Source organism: Pseudomonas sp. BN102 (assembly GCF_029871245.1).
Taxonomy (GTDB): Bacteria; Pseudomonadota; Gammaproteobacteria; order Pseudomonadales; family Pseudomonadaceae; genus Metapseudomonas.
The window spans coordinates 315,876-336,085 of record NZ_SSON01000077.1 but is presented as its reverse complement, the minus strand read 5'-3'; the positions used below and the strand labels follow the sequence as shown (position 1 = coordinate 336,085).

Annotated in this window: 15 protein-coding genes, 1 pseudogene and 1 riboswitch; of the genes and pseudogenes, 9 read left to right on the top strand and 7 right to left on the bottom strand. The window is 66.9% G+C overall.

The annotated features are described in order from the left end of the window. Nucleotides 1-27 precede the first annotated feature (27 nt). The 5 genes from E8F12_RS25545 to E8F12_RS25525 all read left to right on the top strand — a co-directional run bounded on the left by E8F12_RS25545 (nt 28) and on the right by E8F12_RS25525 (nt 6,434). The gene (locus tag E8F12_RS25545) at nt 28-924 is read left to right on the top strand and encodes a GNAT family N-acetyltransferase (protein WP_280327999.1); all 897 of its coding nucleotides are present in this window, start codon (nt 28-30) and stop codon (nt 922-924) included. Between the two features lie 4 nt (nt 925-928). Further along, nucleotides 929-2,347, top strand: coding sequence for a PIG-L family deacetylase (locus tag E8F12_RS25540; protein WP_280327998.1), 1,419 nt, complete (start codon nt 929-931; stop codon nt 2,345-2,347). A gap of 63 nt (nt 2,348-2,410) precedes the next feature. Then, nucleotides 2,411-3,832 (top strand): bifunctional D-glycero-beta-D-manno-heptose-7-phosphate kinase/D-glycero-beta-D-manno-heptose 1-phosphate adenylyltransferase HldE, encoded by a 1,422-nt coding sequence (gene hldE / locus E8F12_RS25535; protein WP_280327997.1) that lies wholly within the window; start codon nt 2,411-2,413, stop codon nt 3,830-3,832. 105 nt (nt 3,833-3,937) lie between these two features. Then, complete coding sequence (locus tag E8F12_RS25530; protein WP_280327996.1) at nt 3,938-5,218, top strand: acyl-CoA dehydrogenase family protein; 1,281 nt, start codon at nt 3,938-3,940, stop codon at nt 5,216-5,218. Between the two features lie 10 nt (nt 5,219-5,228). Then, nucleotides 5,229-6,434 (top strand): acyl-CoA dehydrogenase family protein, encoded by a 1,206-nt coding sequence (locus E8F12_RS25525; RefSeq protein WP_280327995.1) that lies wholly within the window; start codon nt 5,229-5,231, stop codon nt 6,432-6,434. Nucleotides 6,435-6,552: 118 nt separating this feature from the next. Here E8F12_RS25525 and E8F12_RS25520 read toward each other — a convergent pair whose 3' ends face one another. The 4 genes from E8F12_RS25520 to E8F12_RS25505 all read right to left on the bottom strand — a co-directional run bounded on the left by E8F12_RS25520 (nt 6,553) and on the right by E8F12_RS25505 (nt 9,883). Beyond that, nucleotides 6,553-7,458: a metal ABC transporter ATPase gene (locus E8F12_RS25520; RefSeq protein ID WP_280327994.1), complete on the bottom strand. Its 906-nt coding sequence runs from the start codon at nt 7,456-7,458 to the stop codon at nt 6,553-6,555. A 25-nt stretch (nt 7,459-7,483) separates the two neighbouring features. Continuing rightward, entirely contained in the window at nt 7,484-8,293 is an 810-nt protein-coding gene (locus E8F12_RS25515; RefSeq protein ID WP_280327993.1) for an aldo/keto reductase, read from the bottom strand. Next, the gene (locus tag E8F12_RS25510) at nt 8,290-9,465 is read right to left on the bottom strand and encodes an FAD-dependent oxidoreductase (RefSeq protein WP_280327992.1); all 1,176 of its coding nucleotides are present in this window, start codon (nt 9,463-9,465) and stop codon (nt 8,290-8,292) included. The genes E8F12_RS25515 and E8F12_RS25510 overlap by 4 nt, the downstream gene beginning before the upstream one ends. 85 nt (nt 9,466-9,550) lie before the next feature. Continuing rightward, entirely contained in the window at nt 9,551-9,883 is a 333-nt protein-coding gene (locus tag E8F12_RS25505) for a multidrug efflux SMR transporter (protein WP_280327991.1), read from the bottom strand. A gap of 92 nt (nt 9,884-9,975) precedes the next feature. Between E8F12_RS25505 and E8F12_RS25500 the strand changes: the two genes are divergently transcribed. Both E8F12_RS25500 and waaA read left to right on the top strand, forming a co-directional pair. Then, complete coding sequence (locus E8F12_RS25500) at nt 9,976-10,860, top strand: LysR family transcriptional regulator (protein WP_280327990.1); 885 nt, start codon at nt 9,976-9,978, stop codon at nt 10,858-10,860. A 48-nt stretch (nt 10,861-10,908) separates the two neighbouring features. After that, nucleotides 10,909-12,177: a lipid IV(A) 3-deoxy-D-manno-octulosonic acid transferase gene (gene waaA / locus E8F12_RS25495; RefSeq protein ID WP_280327989.1), complete on the top strand. Its 1,269-nt coding sequence runs from the start codon at nt 10,909-10,911 to the stop codon at nt 12,175-12,177. A 134-nt stretch (nt 12,178-12,311) separates the two neighbouring features. Here waaA and E8F12_RS25490 read toward each other — a convergent pair whose 3' ends face one another. Continuing rightward, nucleotides 12,312-12,902, bottom strand: a complete 591-nt coding sequence (locus E8F12_RS25490; protein WP_280327987.1) for a cupin domain-containing protein — start codon at nt 12,900-12,902, stop codon at nt 12,312-12,314. Nucleotides 12,903-12,963: 61 nt separating this feature from the next. Further along, nucleotides 12,964-14,934 (bottom strand): FAD-dependent oxidoreductase, encoded by a 1,971-nt coding sequence (locus E8F12_RS25485; RefSeq protein ID WP_280327986.1) that lies wholly within the window; start codon nt 14,932-14,934, stop codon nt 12,964-12,966. A gap of 157 nt (nt 14,935-15,091) precedes the next feature. Here E8F12_RS25485 and E8F12_RS25480 point away from each other — a divergent pair. Next, nucleotides 15,092-16,197, top strand: a pseudogene (locus E8F12_RS25480) (ABC transporter substrate-binding protein). A 203-nt stretch (nt 16,198-16,400) separates the two neighbouring features. Here E8F12_RS25480 and E8F12_RS25475 read toward each other — a convergent pair. Further along, nucleotides 16,401-17,846, bottom strand: a complete 1,446-nt coding sequence (locus tag E8F12_RS25475; RefSeq protein ID WP_280327985.1) for a TolC family outer membrane protein — start codon at nt 17,844-17,846, stop codon at nt 16,401-16,403. A 219-nt stretch (nt 17,847-18,065) separates the two neighbouring features. Next, a riboswitch (TPP riboswitch) is annotated at nt 18,066-18,172 on the top strand. A gap of 76 nt (nt 18,173-18,248) precedes the next feature. Here E8F12_RS25475 and thiC point away from each other — a divergent pair. Beyond that, on the top strand, nt 18,249-20,132 hold the full coding sequence (gene thiC, locus E8F12_RS25470; protein WP_280327984.1) for a phosphomethylpyrimidine synthase ThiC: 1,884 nt from the start codon (nt 18,249-18,251) through the stop codon (nt 20,130-20,132). Nucleotides 20,133-20,210: the final 78 nt, after the last annotated feature.

Below are 20,210 nucleotides of genomic sequence, written 5' to 3'. Positions count from 1 at the left end.
CGCGCCCTGGTGCGACGGAGAAGGGATTTGCTCAATAGATTCAGGCTTTATCGGGAACGCGGGTGGGGGCTGCTGGAGGCGGCCTCCTACCGGGAAACCTGGCAACGCTACGGCGGCAGTGTCATCACCCATCCGCTGGTCGTCGAGCGCCTTTCGGCACTGGCAGGGATACCGGTGCGCTACCTTGGCCGGCGAGTCGACGACCAGCTCGTGGCCGCCATTCCCACCTGGGGAAGCCATCTGGCCCTGTCTCGTCGCGTACTGAAGCGGCGGGGGCAGCGCAACCTCTTCGACCTGGGCAATGCCGAGGTCATACTGCCGGTGGCGCCGGGCGCCCGTGCCCAGTTGCGCCACCGTGGCGACTACCTGTCCGAACTGAACCTCCGCGGCTGTAGCGGCTTGCGCCTGAAAAAGGAACAACTGGCACTGGCCCGTGCGCCGGAAGAGTTGTCGAAGAAATTCCGCTACAACCAGCGGCGCGAACAGCGGCTGTTCGAGGAGGCCGGCGGTGTCGTGCACCCGGTGCATGACTTCAGTCCCGGCGAGTTCGCCGCCATCTACACCGAACTGTTCGAGCGTCGCTGGGGCTTCGAGGTCCCCGGCAAGGAGCGTCTGGCCGATGTTTTCGGCCTGTTACGCGAGTTTCTAAGCGGCTCCCTGCTGATGGTCGAAGGCAGCCCGGCCGCCGTTCAGGTTCTGTTCAGGGTCGAATCGCCAGACTGGCTGAGTTTCGAGTACGTCAATGGTGGCGTCGACCCCGCTTACCAGCACCTCAGTCCAGGCAGCGTCCTCAGTTACATCAATACCCAGGCCGCCTGGGAAGATGCCCGCTCCCGGGGCAAGGCCCTGCGCTACTCCTTCGGGCGGGCCGATCGCGAATACAAGGATCGTTGGTGCAACAGGGTTGCCGCCTTTCAGGTGTGAGTGAATGGAAACACGCAAGCAGCAGTTGTTGCGCCGGCACCGGCGCAGCAAGCGCCTGTTCATGGTCGCGGCATTGCTGGTACTGGCGGCCCTCGACTGGTTCGGCTCCTGGAACAGCCTGCCGGTTCTCCTGGTGCTGGCCTGGATCGCCCATGAGGCCTGGTTTGCCGACCACCTGTTCTATTCCCCGCGAGAGGACTACCGCTACCGCTTCCCGGAAACGGCCGTCGCGCTGCCGGCGCGGATCGACGGGCAGGGACTGGGCCTGGATGCGGGGCAGTTGCCCACCGCTGCGGATACCCTGATCCTCGAGCTGGATATCCGCAGCACCTGGCTCGGTCGCTGGCTGGACCCCCACGTCCTGATCCGGGACGGCGAGCTGGCCGATCGCCAGGACTTCGAACGCGGCGTTCGGGGGCGGCGCTACCTGAACCTGTCGGGCCTGTTGCCGTCGCTGCGCACCGGGAATCTGCAGCTGCTCGGCCGATTCTGCCGCCTCTCGGGGGCGGCGACCCTCCACGCCTTCAGCAATCCGGATTACGGCAAGCGACGCGTAATGCTCCTGGCACCGCACGCGGATGATGCCGAACTGGCCGCTTTCGGCCTGTACAGCCGTAGCGCCGAGGCCAGCATAGTCACTCTGACCCAGGGTGAGATCGACGCGCAGAGCTACCGCCGCATGGGTCTGGACAAGGCTGCGGCCGCGCGTCTCAAGGGCCGGCTACGCAGCTGGAGCAGCCTGGCCGTACCGCTCTGGGGTGGTGTCCCGGCGACTCGCTGTGTGCAGCTTGGGTACTACTGCATGCGGCTGGCTTCCATGGCTGCTGATCCGGCGAAGGCATTCGGTTCGATGGAGTCGGGCGAGTCGGATATCCGCAGCGTTCGTCGCTTCAACCCGCTGGTGCTGCCCGGCGATATCGACGGCGTGCCGAGCTGGAACAACCTGGTAGCTGACCTGGCTGCGCTGCTCAGGCGCTTCCGTCCCGAAGTGGTGGTCCTGCCGCATCCGCAGCTCGACCCCCATCCCGACCATCTCCATGCGAGCAAGGTCCTGGACCAGGCCGTGGCGGCGAGCGGCTGGCGCCCTCACATTCAGCTGCTCTATGCCAATCACCTGTACGACAACGACCGCTGGCCCATGGGCCCGGCCGGCAATGGCATCGCCCTGCCGCCCTGTATGCAGCCCTTGCCGACCGATGGTTTGTGGAGTCCCGTGCTGGACGGTGCAGTGCGCCTCGACAAGGCCCAGGCCCTGGCCATGCAGCATGACCTGCAGACGCCTCTGCCGCTGAAGAATCGCCTGCGTCGGGCGATCCAATGGGTCCTGGCAGGTAGACGTTGGCCAGAGGTCGGTCAGGACGATTTTTTTCGCAAGGCGGTGCGCCGCCATGAGCTGTTCTGGGTGCGTACGCAGCCCGATTGAGAGTCTCGGGAGCGCTGAGCTGCTATGTTATGATCCGCGCCGTTTTTGACGTCCGGAGACTCCATGAAGCTGTCCATGCCCCGATTCGATCAGGCCCCCGTTCTGGTGGTGGGCGACGTCATGCTCGACCGTTACTGGCATGGCGGTACCTCGCGCATTTCCCCCGAGGCGCCAGTACCCGTGGTCAAGGTCGATCAGATCGAGGACCGCCCCGGCGGCGCGGCCAACGTTGCGCTGAACATCGCCGCCCTGGGTGCGCCGGCCATGCTGGTGGGCATCACCGGTATCGACGAGGCGGCAGACAGCCTCACCGACAGCCTCAACGCCGCGGGTGTCGACGTGCACTTCCAGCGTCTGAACCAACAGCCGACCATCGTCAAACTGCGGGTCATGAGCCGTCACCAGCAGTTGCTACGCATGGACTTCGAGGAAGCCTTCGACACTAACGCCGAGGCCCTCGCCGCGGAAGTCGAGCGCTTGCTGCCGCAGGCCAAGGTGCTGGTGCTTTCCGATTACGGCAAAGGCGCCCTGAAGAACCACCAGGTGCTGATCCAGGCCGCCCGCCGCAATGGCGTGCCGGTGCTGGCCGACCCCAAGGGCAGGGACTTCAGCATCTATCGCGGCGCCAGCCTGATCACCCCGAATCTCAGTGAGTTCGAAACCATCGTCGGCCGCTGCCTGGACGAAGCCGAGCTGGTCGCCAAGGGTGCAGCGCTGATGCAGGAGCTGGAACTGGGCGCCCTGCTGGTAACCCGCGGCGAGCACGGTATGACGCTGCTGCGCCCCGGTCACCACGCCCTTCATCTGCCGGCCCGCGCCCGTGAAGTGTTCGACGTCACCGGCGCTGGCGATACCGTGATCTCCACCCTGGCCGCCGCCCTGGCCGCGGGCGAGGAACTGCCCCAGGCCGTGGCCCTGGCCAACCTCGCTGCCGGCATCGTGGTCGGCAAGCTGGGTACCGCCGCCATCAGCGCCCCGGAGCTGCGCCGCGCGGTGCAGCGCGAGCAGGGCTCCGAGCGCGGGGTGCTGAGTCTGGACCAGCTGCTGCTGGCCATAGACGACGCCCGAGCCCACGGCGAGAAGATCGTCTTCACCAACGGCTGCTTCGACATCCTCCATGCTGGCCACGTGACCTACTTGGAACAGGCGCGTGCCCAGGGCGACCGCCTGGTGCTGGCAGTCAACGACGATGCTTCGGTCAGCCGCCTCAAGGGGCCGGGCCGTCCGATCAACAGCGTCGAGCGGCGCATGGCCGTGCTGGCCGGACTGGGGGCAGTGGACTGGGTCGTCAGCTTCGCCGAGGACACCCCCGAGCGCCTGCTCGCCGAGGTCAAACCCGACGTGCTGGTCAAGGGTGGCGATTACGGTATCGACCAGGTGGTCGGCGCCGACATCGTCCGTGCCTACGGCGGCGAAGTGAGGGTGCTCGGCCTGGTGGAGAACAGCTCCACCACCGCGATAGTCGAGAAGATCCGCAGCAAGTGACCCCTGGCCACTGGCCGCTCTGCCAGTGGCCTGCGTCGGCCCGGTCATAGGCGTCCGGGCCGGCGACGCCCATCATCGCGGCATCCTCATCCTGCATGGAGTGCGATGCCGATGAATCCCAATACCCAGGGTCGCGCCCTGGCCGTGCTGAATCGCGTGGCCCAGGCCGACTGGCCCGATCGCCTGAAGCTGCGCAAGGCCTTCGAAAAGCTGCTCTATCGCGGAACCCGTGTCGGCTTCCTGCTGGCAGCTCGGCGGGCGCGCAAGGCGCCGCGGCAGGCGAGTGCGGATGAGTTGTTCGACCTGTCGCTGTCCGACGAGCAGCGCATGCTGGTGGACATGCTGGACGCTTTCGCCCTTCAGACCCTGCGCCCGGCCGCCCATGATGCCGATGCCCGCGCCGCGCTGCCCGCCGGTCTGTTCAACCAGGCCCATGAGCTGGGCCTGGCGCACTATGGCGTCGGCGAGGCGCTGGGCGGTCTGGCCGGTGAACGCACCATCCTGACCAATGCCCTGATGGCCGAGGCCTTGGCCAAGGGCGACCTGAGCCTGGCCGCGGTACTGCTGGCGCCACTTTCGGCCGCCAACTGCATTCGCCGTTGGGCCTCGCCCGAGCAGCAGGCCGCCTGGCTGCCGGCCTTCGTCGCCGCGCAGCCGGCGCCACGCACGGCGATAGCGGTGAGCGAGCCGGCGCTGCTCTTCGATCCCCTGCGGCTGGCGACCCGCGCGCGGCGCAAGGGCCGGCACTACCTGCTGAGCGGCGAGAAATGCCTGGTCCTGGACGGGGTGGAGGCCAGCCGTCTGATAGTGGCCGCCGAGACTGGCAGCGGACCGGCGCTGTTCATGGTAGAAGCCGGCAGCAAGGGGCTGCAGTTGCGCCCGGAGCCGGCCATGGGCCTGAAGGCCTGCGGCACGGCGCGGGTCAGGCTGAAGGGTGTGAAAGTGCCCGTGGAAAATCGCCTGGACGGCGTCGGTTTCGATTACCAGGCCTTCCTCGACCTTGGCCACCTGGCCTGGTGCGCCCTGTCCCTCGGCACCGCCCAGGCCGCGCTGGACTACGTGGTCGGCTATTGCAACGAACGCACGGCCTTCGGCGAGCCCATCAGCCACCGCCAGGGGGTGGCCTTCATGATCGCGGACATGGCCATCGAACTGGACGCCATACGCCTGATTGTCTGGCGTGCCTGTGCCCGCGCGGACCGCGGCGAGGCGTTCCGCCGCGAGGCCTACCTGGCCCGCCTGCTCTGCGCCGAAAAGGCCATGAAGATCGGGACCGATGCGGTGCAACTGCTTGGCGGCCACGGTTTCACCCAGGAGCACCCGGCCGAGCGCTGGTACCGCGACTTGCGCGCCATCGCCGTGATGAGCGGCGGTCTGCACCTATGAGGAGAGCCACATGAACCTGGAAATCCCGCAGAAATTCCGCGCCCTGGGCAACCAGGCCCAGCAAGTGGCGGCCCAGTACTTCCGTCCCCTGTCACGCAAGTACGACAAGGCCGAACATGCCTATCCACGCGAGCTGGACCTGTTGGCGGCGTTGCTGGATGGGATGAACGCCGGCTCCCCGGAATCCGTCGGCGCCGGTTCCGCCAGCAAGCGCAGTGCAGCGACGGAGGCGGGCGTGCGCAATGGTGGCAACCTGTCCGCGCTGCTGGGGGTGATGGAGCTCTGCTGGGGCGATGTCGGCCTGCTGCTGGCCATGCCGCGCCAGGGGCTGGGCAATGCCGCCATCGCCGCCGTGGCTAACGAGGAACAGCTCGAACGTTTCAAAGGCACCTGGGCGGCCATGGCCATCACCGAGCCGGGTTGCGGTTCGGATTCGGCGGCGATCCGCACCACGGCCATCAAGGATGGCGAACACTACGTCCTCAATGGCGAGAAAATCTTCGTCACTTCCGGCGCGCGCGCCGATGCGGTGGTGGTCTGGGCCACCCTGGATCGCGGCCTGGGCCGGGCAGCCATCAAGTCCTTCGTGGTGGAAAAGGGCACGCCGGGCATGACCGTGACGCGCCTGGAGAGGAAGCTCGGCATCAAGGCCTCGGATACCGCGTCGATCAACTTCAACGATTGCCGGGTGCCGGCCACGAATCTTCTGGGCGATGCCGAGGTCGATGTGCAGAGGGGCTTCGCCGGGGTCATGGAGACCTTCGACAACACCCGCCCGCTGGTGGCCGGGATGGCGGTGGGCGTGGCCAAGGCCGCGCTGGACCGCACCCGCGAGCTGCTGGAGAAGGCTGGCTGCAAGTTCGACTACCGCAGCCCGCTGCTCAGCGTCAGCCATGCCGAGGCCACGCTCTACCGCCTGGAGGCCGAATGGGAGGCCGCGCGCCTGCTGACCCTCAAGGCGGCCTGGATGGCAGACAATCGCCTGCCCAACTCCAGAGAGGCCTCCATCGCCAAGGCCAAGGCCGGTCGGGTGGCCAACGAGATCACCCTGAAGTGCGTGGAACTGGCGGGCGCGCTGGGCTACGGGGAGGACGAGCTGCTGGAGAAATGGGCGCGGGATTCGAAAATTCTCGACATCTTCGAGGGCACCCAGCAGATCCAGCTGCTGATCGTCGCGCGGCGGCTGCTCGGCAAGAGCTCGAGTGAACTGAAGTAAGCAAGGGTAGGGTGCGCCCTGCGCACCGCCTAGGTTTCAGGCTTTTGTGCGCACGGCACACCCTACAAATCTGCAGGGCCAACTCAGTCGCGCCGGGGCGCCTTGCGCGTCCCCGGCTTCAGCACGCCACCTTCTTTCCCGTCGGCCGCGCCGTCCCCACTCGCGCTAACCAATCCTTCCAGCGCACGCGCTCTTCATGGACCAGCCAGCCGTCCTGCTCGGCGAAGCTCTCCGAAAGCCAGACGCCGCGGGTGCTGGTGGCAGAGAACTCGCCATTGCGCAAGGTCAGCAGCTCGCCGGTGGGGACGCCCTGGTACAGCGGCAGCAGGTAGATGTCGGGCCGGCGCCTCTCCAGGCTCGCCACCAGCTCGCGGCCCTGCAGCACTTCATCGACATGGAAGAGGCTGATCTGGTGGCTGTCCCGTGGCAGGTCCAGGCGCAGGTCGTAGACCAGCTGCAGCGAGGCGGTGGGCAGGTGGACATAGGCCTGCGGCCGCTCCAGCAGGGTCAACTTGCCATTGCGCACCGGCCGCGCCGCGCCGGAGAGCGGACTCAGGCGGAAGTGATTGGCTTCGCGATAGCGCAGCTGGCGCTGATAGGGCGTGGGCAGCCAGGTGTCGGCGAAACGACCGGCCAACCAGCCTTCCGGAGTTTCGATCAGGCACTCCTCGGCCACTTCCTGGATGGCGGTGAGCAGTGGCAGGTTCAGCTCGTGGGCCGGGACATAGCCGGAAATCAGCTTGAGCACGGTGTCGCCCCGATCGTGTCGGCGCTGGCGCACCACCAGCCAGTAGTCGCGGCCCTGGAGGTTCAGGGTCAGCCGCACCGAAACGCCGAGGTTCGCCAGTTCCACCGCGAAGCGCCGGCTGTCGTTCACCTCTACCGGTCTTCGGCGCTCCAGCATCTGCGAGAAGTTCAAAGGCCGCCCCAGGCTCTGGTAGCTCAACGCGTCGGCACTGGCTTCGACATGCAGTGGGAGGGTCTTGAATGCGCTGGGGTCCTTGCGGGCGAGGATTCGCGGCATGTCGGCTCCTTCTGGAGGGGGGCGGCTAGGGTAGACCCCCGATCACTGCGGCGGCCGTCGCGACATTATGGGTCAGATGCAGCGGATTGATGGTCCCGACTATCGCGCTGGTCACCCCGGGATGACCGAAGATCAGTTCGAAGCTGGCGCGCACCGGATCCACCCCCGCGCCCAGGCAGGCATGGCCGCTGGCCAGGCCTTTCTTGACCAGGATGCCCTTGTTCTGTTGCAGCGCGAAGTCGAGCACCGGCTTCTCGTCCTGCTCGTTGAGGTTGTAGGTGACCATGGCGCAGTCGCCCTGTTCCAGGGCCAGCAGGCCGCCTTCCACCGTCTTGCCGGACAGGCCGAAGGCGCGGATCTTGCCGGCCTGCTTCAGCTCGGCAAGCGTCTCGTACACGCCGCTGTCGCGCAGTACCGCCAGGTCGTTGCCGTCGGAATGCACCAGCACCAGGTCGATGAAGTCGGTTTCCAGGCGTTTCAGGCTGCGTTCGACGGAGAACCTTGCGTGTTCGGGGCTGAAATCGAAACGGGAAACACCACCGTCGAATTCCTCGCCCACCTTGCTGACGATCACCCAGTCCTGGCGCTGGCCGCGCAATAGCGGACCGAGGCGCTCTTCGCTGCGGCCATAGGCCGGCGCGGTGTCGATCAGGTTGATGCCGAGATCCCGGGCCAGGGCCAATAGCTGACGGGCCTCGAAGTCGTCGGGAATGGTGAACCCGCTGGGGTACTTCACCCCCTGGTCGCGGCCCAGCTTGACGGTGCCCAGGCCCAGCGGGGAAACCAGCAGGCCGGTGCCGCCGAGGGGGCGATGGAGGTTGTGCAGGTTGTTCATCCCAGCAGCTCCTCCCAGACGGGTTGCGCCACGGGAGGGCGGGGCAGGTGAGGCAGGGGAGGGTGGGCAGCCGGGCGCAGCCCGTCGCGTTCGAAGGCGGCCAGCACGCGGTCGGCGAAGTCTGGCGCCAGGGCCAGCTTGGTCGGCCAGCCCACCAGCAGCGCGCCCTGCTCACTGAGGAAGGCGTTGTCCGGACGGACCAGGCCGGATTGCGCCGGCTCGGCGCGGTCGACCCGCAGGGTCGCCCACTGGGCGGCGGACAGGTCGATCCAGGGCAGCAGCTGGCGCAGTTCCTGTTCGGCGGCGGCGATCTGCTCGGCCTCGTTGCGGGCCACGCCATCGGCTTCGGCCAGGTCGCCACCCAGGTACCAGACCCATTGGCCGTCGGCGGCCGGGTGGCTGGTGACCGTGATCCGCGGCTTGGGTCCGCCGCCCAGGCAGTGGGCGTAGAGCGGCTTCAGGCTGGGCGCCTTGAGCATCACCATGTGCAGTGGGCGGCACTGCATGGCCGGCTGGCTCAGTCCCAGGGCCTCGAGCAGCGCCTGGTTGCCGGCGCCGGCGCTGAGGACGATGCGCTGGGCCCGGACCTCGCGGCCGTCGATACGCAATCCGATGAGCCGGCCATCCTCCTGCAGGGGCTCGACCTCACGGGCGGCCAGCAGGCCGTCGCCGGCCAGGTCAGCCAGGCGGGCGATCAGGCTGGGTACATCCAGCACCAGTTCGGCCAGTCGATAGACCTTGCCCTTGAATTTCGGGTGTTGCAGGGCGGGCGGCAGGTCGTCGCCCTTGACCTGGTCGACGCGGCCGCGTACCGCCTTGCTGGCGAAGAAGCTGGTGAGGTTGCCGGCCAGGGTGCCGGGGGACCAGAGGTAATGGGCGTCGGAAAGCAGGCGCACGCCGGTGAGGTCGAGTTCGCCCTGGCCTGCCAGGGCCTCGCGCCAGCGTCGCGGCATCTCGGCGATGGCCTCGGAGGCGCCGGTGAGGGCGCCGTGCAGGGCGTACTTGGCGCCACCGTGGATGATCCCCTGGGACTTCACGCTCTGCCCACCGCCGAGGCTGGCGTTCTCCACCAGCAGGGTGGCGAAGCCTTGCTTGCGCAGGCGGGCGTTGAGCCAGAGGCCGGCGATGCCGCCGCCCAGGATGAGCACGTCGGTGGAAAGGGATTCGGCCATGGGAGGGAAGCGCCTCAGAAAAAACAGGGGCGCAGTATAGCGCCCCTGTCGGTGAAGCTGCCTGGAGCCGGTCGTCGACCGGTTCTCAGTGGCCGGTGCTGCTGGAGAACAGCTGGATGACGACGACGCCCGAGACGATCAGCCCCATCCCGAGCATGGCCGGGGTATCCAGCTTCTGCTGGTAGAGCACCAGCGCGGCGACGCTCACCAGCACGATGCCGAGCCCGGCCCAGATGGCGTAGGCGATGCCCACCGGGATGCTGCGTACCACCAGGGTGAGCATCCAGAAGGCGATGGCGTAGCCGCCGATCACCAGGATCAGGGGCAGGGGTTTGTTGAAGCCGTCGATGGCCTTCATCGAGGTGGTGGCGATCACTTCGGCGGCGATGGCGATAGCGAGATAAGCGTAGCCGGTCATGGTCGGGCCTCCTGTGCAATGACGCGGATTCTAAGTGCTCTGGCGATGGGATAAAGTCATTACCTATCTGTTTTTGAGATGGGTGGCCGGTCATGCAATGGAACCTGGAGCAGATTCGCCTGTTCGTCGGCGTCGCCGAGGGACAGTCCTTTTCCGCCGTGGCCCGACAGCTGCGTCGCGCCCAGTCGGCGGTCAGCAGCGGCATTGCCCTGTTGGAGGAGGACCTCGGGGTGCAGTTGTTCGATCGCAGCAGCGGGCGCCAGCCGCGCCTCACGGAGGCGGGCAAGGCCCTGCTGGAGGAGGCGCGCGAGGTGCTGCGCCAGTGCCAGCGCCTGGACGGCCGCGCGCTGGGTTTGGCGCGGGGCGAGGAAGCGCGGCTGCGCCTGGCCCTGGACGAGGCCATGCCCTACCAGCCGGTGCTGGCCAGCCTGGAGGCGCTAGGGCGGGCCTTCCCGCTGCTGGAGGTGCAGCTGGCCAGCAGCGCCCAGGGGGACGTGGCGCGCAAGCTGCTGGAGCGCCGCGCCGACCTCGGCCTGCTGTTTCACCTTGAGCGCATGCCCGATGCCCTGGAGCGCCAACGCCTGGGCACCATCGAGATGGTCACGGTCTGTGGCGCCGGCCACCCCCTGGCGGCGCAGTCCTACGCCGACCGGCATGAACTGGCGCGCCATCGCCAGGTGCTCATGGCGCCCCAGGACAGCCACTACCCCGGCGGCGAGCAAATTGGCCCGCAGGTCTGGCGCGCCGACAGCTTCTACGTCATGGCTGAACTCCTGATGCGCGGCCTCGGCTGGGCCTGGCTGCCGCGCCATGTGGCGCAGTACCCGGGCTACCAGGGACAGCTGGTGGAGTTGCGCAGCGACTGGACGCCGCCGTCGCTGGTGGTGGAGCTGGTCTGCCGCCGGGATGAGGCCCTGGGCCCGGCGGCGCTCTGGCTGGCGGACAGCCTCGCCGAGCACTTGCAGGCGATGGGCTGAGCAGATGCCAGGTGCCATTGGCGGCCAGTTTGGCTAAGCTCCGCGCCCATGAATCGAGCCCTCTATACCTTGCTGTTCCATCTCGGTCTGCCCTTGGTGGCCCTGCGCCTGGCCTGGCGGGCCTGGCGCGCGCCGGCCTATGCCCGGCGCGTCAAGGAGCGTTTCGCCTTCGGCCTGCCACCGCTCGCGCCCGGTGGCATCTGGGTCCATGCGGTGTCGGTGGGCGAAAGCATTGCCGCCGCCCCCATGATCCGCGCCCTGCTGGAACGCCACCCGGATCTGCCCATCACCATCACCTGCATGACGCCCACCGGCTCCGAGCGCATCCGCGCGCTGTTCGGCGAGCGGGTGCAGCACTGCTACCTGCCCTATGACCTGCCCTGGGCGGCGGCGCGCTTCCTCGACCTTGCGCGGCCGAGGCTGGCGGTGATCATGGAGACCGAACTCTGGCCCAACCATATCCATCAGTGCGCCGCGCGCGGCATTCCCGTGGTACTGGCCAACGCCCGCCTGTCCGAGCGCTCGGCCCGTGGCTATGCGCGCTTCCACAAGCTCACCGCGCCCATGCTGGCCGAGCTGAACTGGATCGCCGTGCAGACCGAGGCCGAAGCCGAGCGTTTTCGCGCCCTGGGCGCGCGGCCGGAGTGCGTGGGGGTGACCGGCTCGATCAAGTTTGACCTGCGCATCGATCCGGCCCTGCTCGACCGCGCTGCCGCCCTGCGCGGGCAGTGGCATGCAGAGGATCGGCCGGTCTGGATCGCCGCCAGTACCCACGCCGGCGAAGACGAAGTCATCCTCGCGGCGCACAAGACCTTGCTGGCGCGGCGGCCGGACGCGTTGCTGATCCTGGTGCCGCGCCATCCCGAGCGCTTCGGCTCGATGTTCGAGCTGTGCCGCCGTGAGGGGCTGGCGACCGTGCTCCGCTCCACGGGTGAGGCCGTCACAGCGGACACCCAGGTGTTGGTGGGTGACACCATGGGCGAACTGCTGTTCCTCTACGCCCTGGCGGATATCGCCTTCGTCGGCGGCAGCCTGGTGCCCAACGGCGGCCACAACCTGCTGGAACCAGCGGCCCTGGGCAAGCCGGTGCTGTCGGGGCCGCACTTGTTCAACTTCCTCGAGATCGCCGCGCAGCTACGCGATGCCGGTGCGTTGGCAGAGGTAAGCGATGCCGGGCAACTGGCCGCGCAGGTAAGCGGGCTCTGGGCCGACCCGGTTCGCGCGGCGACCATGCGCGAGGCTGGGCTGGGTGTACTCAAGGCCAACCAGGGGGCGCTGGAGCGGTTGTTGGGCGGGATTGCGCGGCTTCTGGGCTGAAGCTGGCGAAATCCTTGTAGGGGCGATTTCAATCGCCAAGCAGGCCGAAGGTCTGCCATTCGATTTTGCTTCGGGGTGGCTGTGCCACCCTTGGCGAATGAATTCGCCTCTACAGAAATGACTTCCGTCAGCGACTAGAACGTCGGCGGGGTGATCACCCAGAGCACCAGCGCATCCTTATCCCCGGGATTGCCGTAGCGGTGCGGTTCCTGGCTGGAGAAGCTGAAGCTGTCGCCTTCCTGCAGGCGGAAGTGGCGGTCGCCGACCCAGAGTTCGAATTCGCCACTGAGCACGTAGCCAGCCTCTTCTCCCTCGTGGCTATAGCTCTCTTCGCTGTAGCTGCCGGGCGGGAAGCGCGAGTGGAGCATTTCCAGCTGGCGCAATGGCTGCGGGCTGAGCAGCTCGTCGGTGATGCCATCCTCGTAGTGCAGGCTGGTGCGCGCATTGCGCCGCACCACGTAGCCGCGGTCGGCCTCGCTGGTGGGCGCCTCGCTGGCGAAGAACCATTGGATGGTCACTCCCAGGCTGCGGGCGATATTGAACAGCGCCGGGATCGAGGGATAGGCCAGGTTGCGTTCCAGCTGGCTGATGTAGCCGGCGGTGAGCTTGCTCTGCTCGGCCAGTTCGCTGAGGGTCATGCCTTGGCGTTTGCGCAGCGCGCGGATGCGCGTGCCGAGGAACTGGCTCTCGGCGTTGGCGTTCGGCGATGGCAGGCTGGGGCTCATGGTTCCCTCCACAGGGCGCAGGATCGCGGCATTGTAAGGCAGCCGCGACCCGCCGGGGCCCTCAGATGTTCCAGCCGACCTTCAGCCCTTCGTAGATGGCTTCCTCCACCGTCCGGGGCGCCAGGCAGTCGCCGATCCGCTTGAACTCCACCAGCCCCTGCAATTCGGCGCCCAGGTCGTCCACCGGCTGGTGGCCCTGGCAGAGCACCAGGGTGTCCACCTCCTCGAACAGCATGGGTTCGCCGCAGGTCGCGTGCATCATGTACACCGTGCTGTCGTCGCAGCCGTACAGGCGGGCGTAGGACGTGACCGGGATGCCCAGTTTGTGCAGCTCGCCGGCCAACTGGTCGCGCACGTAAAGCGGCAGGCTCTCGCCGCAGTGGGGGCCGTTCACCGCCAGGCGCACCTGGTGGCCGTTGCGCGCCAGGCGCTCGGCGATGCCGGGAGCGATCCAGTCGCCGCGCCAGTCGGTGACCAGCACTGAGCGGCCCGGTTGCACCTCTTCGCGCAGCACCTGCCAGGCGTCCACCACCTGCAATTCGCCGCCCCGCTCGAAGGGCGGCCAGTAGGGCCGGGCGCCGGTGGCGAGGATGACCAGGTCGGGGCGTTCCCGCTCCACCCGTGCACGGTCGACCCGCACGTTGCGTTGCACCTGCACACCCGCGAGCTCCATTTCCCGCTGCAGGTTGGTGGACGCGCCGCCGAACTCGCTGCGCCGGGGCAGCAGTTGTGCCAGCAGCACCTGGCCGCCGAGCTGGCTGCCGGCTTCGAACAGGGTCACATCGTGGCCGCGCTGGGCCGCCACCGCCGCGGCTTTCATGCCCGCCGGACCGCCGCCCACCACCATCACCCGCTTGCGCCGGGCCGCGGGATTGGCCTGACCGTAGGTCAGTTCGCGGCCGGTTTCGGGATGCTGGATGCAGGAGATCGGGTAGCCGCGGTGGAAGTGGCCGATGCAGGCCTGGTTGCAGGCGATGCAGGCGCGCACATCATCGCTGCGGCCGGCGGCGGCCTTGTTCGGCATCAGCGGGTCGCAGATCAGCGCGCGGGTCATGCCGCAGACGTCGGCCTGGCCCCGGGCGATGATGGTGTCGGCTTCCTGGGGCTGGTTGATCCGTCCGGTGACGAACAGCGGGATGTCCAGGCGCGCCCTGAAACTGCCCGCGGTGGGCGCCAGGTAGGCGGCCTCGATGGCCATGGGCGGCACGATGTGGATGGCGCCGACGAGGGAAGCGGAGGTGCCGGCTACCAGGTGGACGTAGTCCAGCTGCCCCTGCAGGGACAGCACCGCGGCCAGGGATTCGTCCTCGGTCAGGCCTTCCGGGTCGCGTTCGTCGGCGGAGATGCGCAGCCCGACGATGAAGTCTGCCGAACACTCGGCGCGCACGGCCTGGATCACTTCGCGGAGGAAGCGCAGGCGCGCCTCCAGGTCGCCGTTGTAGCCGTCCTCACGCTGGTTCACCCGCAGATTGAGGAATTGCGCCGGCAGGTAACCATGGCTGGCGACTATCTCCACCCCGTCCAGCCCGGCTTCGCAGAGGCGCCGCGCGGCGGATGCGTAGCCGGCGACTATCTCGTCGATCATCGGCTGGTCCAGGGCCCGTGGCATCACCCGGAATCGCTCGTTGGGCGAGGCCGAGGCGGACCAGGCCACCGCCAGCAGGCCGTCGCTGGACTCCATGATTTCCCGGCCCGGATGGAAGATCTGCGACAGCACCACGGTGCCTTCAGCGTGGCAGGCCTCGGCCAGGCGACGGTAGCCCTCGATGCAGGTGTCGTCGGTGGCCATCAGCACATGGGAGGTGTAGCGCGCACTGTCGTGGACCCCGGCGACCTGCAGCACGATCAAGCCGACGCCGCCTTGAGCTCGGGCGCGGTGATAGGCGACGAGCTGGTCGTTGACCAGGTTATCGGCGGGCATGGAGGTGTCGTGTCCGCTGGACATGATGCGGTTCTTCAAGCGCTTGCCGCGGATTTCCAGGGGCTCGAAGAGGTGCGGGAAGGCTTGGGCTGACTGGACGGCAGTGGACATGGGGGCTCCTGTGGACCTGTCGGTCCCGCTTGTTCTTGTGTGGCCATGGAAATTTACCTTCAGTAAAAAATCAACTTGTTTTTTTACTTTGCCCTGGCTAGTTTCGAGTCAGCCCGAGCCGGGCAGGCTTCATGACAACAACAAGAGGAGAAGCACCATGCGGCATTCGTTCGTCCCTCGCCAGAATCCCGATTCAACCCGCACTGCCTCGTTTTCAGTCCATTCCCACACACTCTGTCGCGGCCTGCTGGCCGGGCTGGCGCTGGCCTCCACCCTGGGCGTTGCCCAGGCGGCGGACAACATGGTGGTGGTGGGTTACGGCGGGCAGGGCAGAAGGCCTTGAGCGACGCCTTCTTCAAGCCCTTCGCCCAGGCCAGCGGCACCCCGCTGACGGAGGGTGAGTACAACGGCGAAATGGCGCGGATCAAGGTGATGGCCGATACCGGCAGCGTCGATTGGGACCTGGTGGAGATCGAGGCGCCCGATCTGGTTCGCGGTTGCGAGGAAGGGCTGTTCGAGCGGCTCGACTGGCAGCGCATCGGCAATGCCGACCAGTTGATCACCGATGCGGCCCAGGAGTGCGGTTCGGCCACCATGGTTTGGAGCGTGGCCCTGGCCTACGACGCCGGCAAGCTGGCCGAGGCGCCGAAGTCCTGGGCGGACTTCTGGGACGTGCAGCACTTTCCAGGTAAGCGCGGGCTGCGCAAGCGTGCGGTGTACAACCTGGAGTTCGCCCTGCTCGCCGATGGGGTGAAGCGCGAGGATGTCTACAAGGTGCTGGCCACTCCGGCCGGGGTGGAGCGGGCCTTCGCCAAGCTCGACCAGCTCAAGCCGCATATCCAGTGGTGGGAGGCCGGTGCCCAGCCGGTGCAATGGCTGGCCGCCGGTGACGTGACCATGACCTCGGTCTACAGCGGCCGCATCGCCGCAGCCCACCAGGAAGGGCACAAGTTTGCCGTGGTCTGGCCGGACAGCCTGTATGGCATGGACTACTGGGCGATCATCAAGGGCTCGAAGCACGTCGAGCGCGCCCACCAGTTGATCGCCTTCATCAATAAGGCCGAGAACCAGGCCGACTATGTCAAGCGAATCCCCTACGGGCCGGTCAACCAGCAGGCCTTCGACCGTCTCGACCCGACCCTGACCGGCTGGCTGCCCAGCGCGCCGGAGAACATTGCCCAGGCCCTGCCCATGGATGTGGAGTTCTGGACCGACCATGGCGAGGACCTGGAGCAGCGCTTTAACGCCTGGGCGGCAAAGTAGGAGCGAATTCATTCGCGATTGAGGGGCGGCACCGAGGATGCAGCTGCGCGAATGCGTTCGTAGGGTGGATCACGCTGCATCGATCCACCATCGGTGTCATGTCGAGCGGCGCTGGTGGATAGGAAAAGCCCTATCCACCCTGCTGGCACGGCCAGAACGAAAAAGCCCGGCAATCATGCCGGGCTTTTCGTTTGCCGCGGACCTCAGTATTCCGGGTCGCCGCGCAGCTCGGCTTCCGCCGCCTTGGCCAGATCCGGCGGGAGGAAGTCCTTGTCCGGGTCGTAGTCGGGCTTGAGGAAGCCGGCCAGGGCCTCCAGGTCCGCCGGGCTCAGGGTGCCGGCTGCCTGCTTGAGGCGCAGGTTGTCGAGGATGTAGTCGTAGCGGGCGTTGTTGTAGTCGCGCACCGAGCTGTACAGCTGACGCTGGGCGTCGAGCACGTCGACGATGTTGCGGGTGCCCACCTGGTAGCCGATCTCGGTGGCTTCCAGGGCGCTCTGGTTGGAGATGATTGACTGCTTGCGCGCCTTCACTTGCTCCACGTCGGTATTCACCGCGCGGTGGAAGTTGCGGGTGTTCTGCACCACGGTGCGGCGCAGGCTTTCGCGTAATTGCTCGGTCTGGTTCAGGCGCTGGTAGGACTCGCGCACCTGGGAGCTGGTCAGGCCGCCGCTGTAGATCGGGATGTTCAACTGCAGGCCGATGCTGCGCTGCTCCACGTCGCTGCCGAACGGTGGCTGTCCGGGCGTGGAGTCGACGTTGCTGAAGCCGAGGCTGTCGTTATCGCCTTTCTGGTAGCTGGCCACGGCGTCCAGGGTCGGCGCATGGCCGGCCTTGCGCTGGCGCAGGGTTTCCTCGGCCGCATCGACCGCATGGTTGCTGGCCTGCAGGTTGAGATTCTGCTGGGAGGCAGTGTCGACCCAGGCCTTGGCGTCATTCGGCGCCGGGACCACGATCGGCAGGGTGTGCAGGATACCTTCGAGGGATGCGTATTCACGGTTGGTCAGGGTGACCAGGGCCTGGAAGGCGTCATCCACGCTGCGCTCGGCGATTATTCGGTTGGCGCGTGCGGTGTCGTAGCCGGCCTGGGCTTCGAGCACGTCGGTCTTGTCCGACAGGCCGACGTCGAAACGTTCATTAGCCTGGTCGAGTTGGCGCTTGAAGGCCGCTTCCTCGGCCTTGGTCGACGCCAGGTTGTCCTGGGCGCGCAGCACGGCGAAGTAGGTTTCGGCAGTCTGCAGAATCAGGTTCTGCTGGGTCGCGGAGAACTCCAGGGCGGCCTGCTCGGTGGTGGCCTCGGCGGCCTGCAGCTGGAACCAGCGGTCGGCACGGAAGATAGGCTGGCTCAGGGTCGCCTGGTAGGCGATGCCGCTGCGCGAGAAGGTGTTGGAGGGCTCGTCCAGCTTGGTACGGGTGTCGTTGCTCGTGGCGCCGCCGTTTATCTGCGGCAGCAGCCCGGAACGGGCCTGGGGTACGACCTCGCGCACCGCGTCATAGTTGGCGCGGGCGGCGGCGAGGTCGGCGTTGTTGTCGACGGCGTCCTTGTAGACGGTCACGAGGTCCGTCTTGGCTGACAGGGGGGCATCTTCGGCCCAGGCGGTTCCGGCAAAGGCGGATGCCACGGCGATGGCCAGCGAGAGTCTGCGCAGCATGATCAATCCTGGATTCTGGTGTGTCGGGCAAGGCTACGGGGCCGCTCGGGGCGGGTCAAGACGCCCCTGCGGCGGCCTGAGTGTAGTTTGCGGCAAGCTATGTTGCCTGCCTGCAACAATCGAATTCCGTGGCGAGGGGAGTCGTCATTTCCCGACGGGGTGGTCATTTTATTCTGACCACCGGGTTGGTTTTCTCCGGTGAGCTTGATTAGACTGGCCGGGTTCTTGTCGGGGTGCCTCGAGTCGGAGGCTGAGATCGGAGAGTTCCGGATCCCGTTGAACCTGATCAGGTTAAGGCCTGCGTAGGGAACAAGATGTGCCGCGGTTCGCGGCTCCTCTCGGCACCAGTCCTGGTGCGCTCTGCCTTCAGGTTCGCTCCGACATCACCCCAGGAGCCAGCCGATGACCGCAAAAGAACAAAAGAACCTGAGCGAAAGCGCCCAGGTCGACCAGCAATCCATCCAGCCTTTCCCCCGTTCGCAGAAAGTCTATGTGCAGGGCTCCCGCCCGGATATCCGCGTGCCGATGCGCGAGATCAGCCTGGACGTGACCCCCACCGCCTTCGGTGGCGAAATCAACGCTCCGGTCACCGTCTATGACACTTCCGGCCCCTACACCGACCCCAGCGTCAGCATCGACGTGCGCCAGGGCCTGGCCGACGTGCGCTCGCCCTGGATCGAGGACCGTGGCGACACCGAGCGCCTGCCGGGCCTGACCTCCGAGTTCGGCCAGCGCCGCCTGGCCGATGCCGAACTGTCCGCCATGCGCTTCGCTCATGTGCGCAACCCGCGCCGCGCCAAGGCCGGCCAGAACGTCTCCCAGATGCACTACGCGAAGAAGGGCATCATCACGCCCGAGATGGAGTACGTCGCCATCCGCGAGAACATGAAGCTGGCCGAGGCCCGCGCCGCCGGCCTGCTGAACGAGCAGCACCCGGGCCAGAGCTTCGGCGCGTCCATCCCGAAGGAAATCACCCCCGAGTTCGTCCGCGAAGAGATCGCCCGCGGCCGCGCCATCATCCCCGCCAACATCAACCACGTTGAGTTGGAGCCGATGATCATCGGCCGCAACTTCCTGGTGAAGATCAACGGCAACATCGGCAACTCGGCCCTGGGTTCCTCCATCGAGGAAGAAGTGGCCAAGCTGACCTGGGGCATCCGCTGGGGCTCGGACACCGTGATGGACCTGTCCACCGGCAAGCACATCCATGAAACCCGCGAGTGGATCATCCGCAACTCGCCGGTACCGATCGGCACCGTGCCGGTCTACCAGGCCCTGGAGAAGGTCGGCGGCATCGCCGAAGACCTGAACTGGGAGCTGTTCCGCGACACCCTGATCGAGCAGGCCGAGCAGGGCGTGGACTACTTCACCATCCACGCCGGCGTACTGCTGCGCTATGTGCCGCTGACCGCCAAGCGCGTCACCGGCATCGTTTCCCGCGGCGGCTCGATCATGGCCAAGTGGTGCCTGGCCCACCACAAGGAGAATTTCCTCTACACCCACTTCGAGGAAATCTGCGAAATCATGAAGGCCTACGACGTCAGCTTCTCGCTGGGCGACGGCCTGCGTCCGGGCTCGATTGCCGACGCCAACGACGCCGCGCAGTTCGGCGAACTGGAAACTCTCGGCGAGCTGACCAAGATCGCCTGGAAGCACGACGTGCAGACCATGATCGAAGGCCCCGGCCACGTGCCGATGCACCTGATCAAGGAGAACATGGACAAGCAGCTGGAATGCTGCGACGAGGCGCCGTTCTACACCCTCGGCCCGCTGACCACCGACATCGCCCCCGGCTACGACCACATCACCTCCGGCATCGGCGCCGCGATGATCGGCTGGTTCGGCTGCGCCATGCTCTGCTACGTGACGCCCAAGGAGCACCTGGGCCTGCCGAACAAGGACGACGTGAAGACCGGCATCATCACCTACAAGATCGCCGCCCACGCCGCCGACCTCGCCAAGGGCCACCCGGGCGCGCAGATCCGTGACAATGCCTTGTCCAAGGCGCGCTTCGAGTTCCGCTGGGAAGACCAGTTCAACCTCGGCCTGGACCCGGACACCGCCCGTGCCTTCCACGACGAGACCCTGCCGAAGGACTCGGCCAAGGTCGCACATTTCTGCTCCATGTGCGGGCCGAAGTTCTGCTCCATGAAGATCACCCAGGAAGTCCGCGACTACGCCAAGGAAAACGGCCTGACCGACGAGCAGAAGGCCATCGAGGCCGGCTTCGCCGAGCAGTCGGGGCGCTTCAAGGAAGAGGGTTCGGTGATCTACAAGCAGGTGTGAACGTCTGTTGCAAGACCGTGAACAGGCACTGACCTGTCACACCCACGCTGGAAGCCGGGCCCTGTGCCCGGCTTTCCG

Bases quoted from the DNA above. Each gene is read 5' to 3' on its own strand.
- E8F12_RS25510 (WP_280327992.1), bottom strand. From the start codon at position 9,465: ATGGCCGAATCCCTTTCCACCGACGTGCTCATCCTGGGCGGCGGCATC.
- E8F12_RS25525 (WP_280327995.1), top strand. From the start codon at position 5,229: ATGAACCTGGAAATCCCGCAGAAATTCCGCGCCCTGGGCAACCAGGCC.
- E8F12_RS25500 (WP_280327990.1), top strand. From the start codon at position 9,976: ATGCAATGGAACCTGGAGCAGATTCGCCTGTTCGTCGGCGTCGCCGAG.
- E8F12_RS25490 (WP_280327987.1), bottom strand. From the start codon at position 12,902: ATGAGCCCCAGCCTGCCATCGCCGAACGCCAACGCCGAGAGCCAGTTC.
- E8F12_RS25505 (WP_280327991.1), bottom strand. From the start codon at position 9,883: ATGACCGGCTACGCTTATCTCGCTATCGCCATCGCCGCCGAAGTGATC.
- waaA (WP_280327989.1), top strand. From the start codon at position 10,909: ATGAATCGAGCCCTCTATACCTTGCTGTTCCATCTCGGTCTGCCCTTG.
- E8F12_RS25515 (WP_280327993.1), bottom strand. From the start codon at position 8,293: ATGAACAACCTGCACAACCTCCATCGCCCCCTCGGCGGCACCGGCCTG.
- E8F12_RS25540 (WP_280327998.1), top strand. From the start codon at position 929: ATGGAAACACGCAAGCAGCAGTTGTTGCGCCGGCACCGGCGCAGCAAG.
- hldE (WP_280327997.1), top strand. From the start codon at position 2,411: ATGAAGCTGTCCATGCCCCGATTCGATCAGGCCCCCGTTCTGGTGGTG.
- thiC (WP_280327984.1), top strand. From the start codon at position 18,249: ATGACCGCAAAAGAACAAAAGAACCTGAGCGAAAGCGCCCAGGTCGAC.
- E8F12_RS25475 (WP_280327985.1), bottom strand. From the start codon at position 17,846: ATGCTGCGCAGACTCTCGCTGGCCATCGCCGTGGCATCCGCCTTTGCC.
- E8F12_RS25485 (WP_280327986.1), bottom strand. From the start codon at position 14,934: ATGTCCACTGCCGTCCAGTCAGCCCAAGCCTTCCCGCACCTCTTCGAG.
- E8F12_RS25530 (WP_280327996.1), top strand. From the start codon at position 3,938: ATGCCGATGAATCCCAATACCCAGGGTCGCGCCCTGGCCGTGCTGAAT.
- E8F12_RS25520 (WP_280327994.1), bottom strand. From the start codon at position 7,458: ATGCCGCGAATCCTCGCCCGCAAGGACCCCAGCGCATTCAAGACCCTC.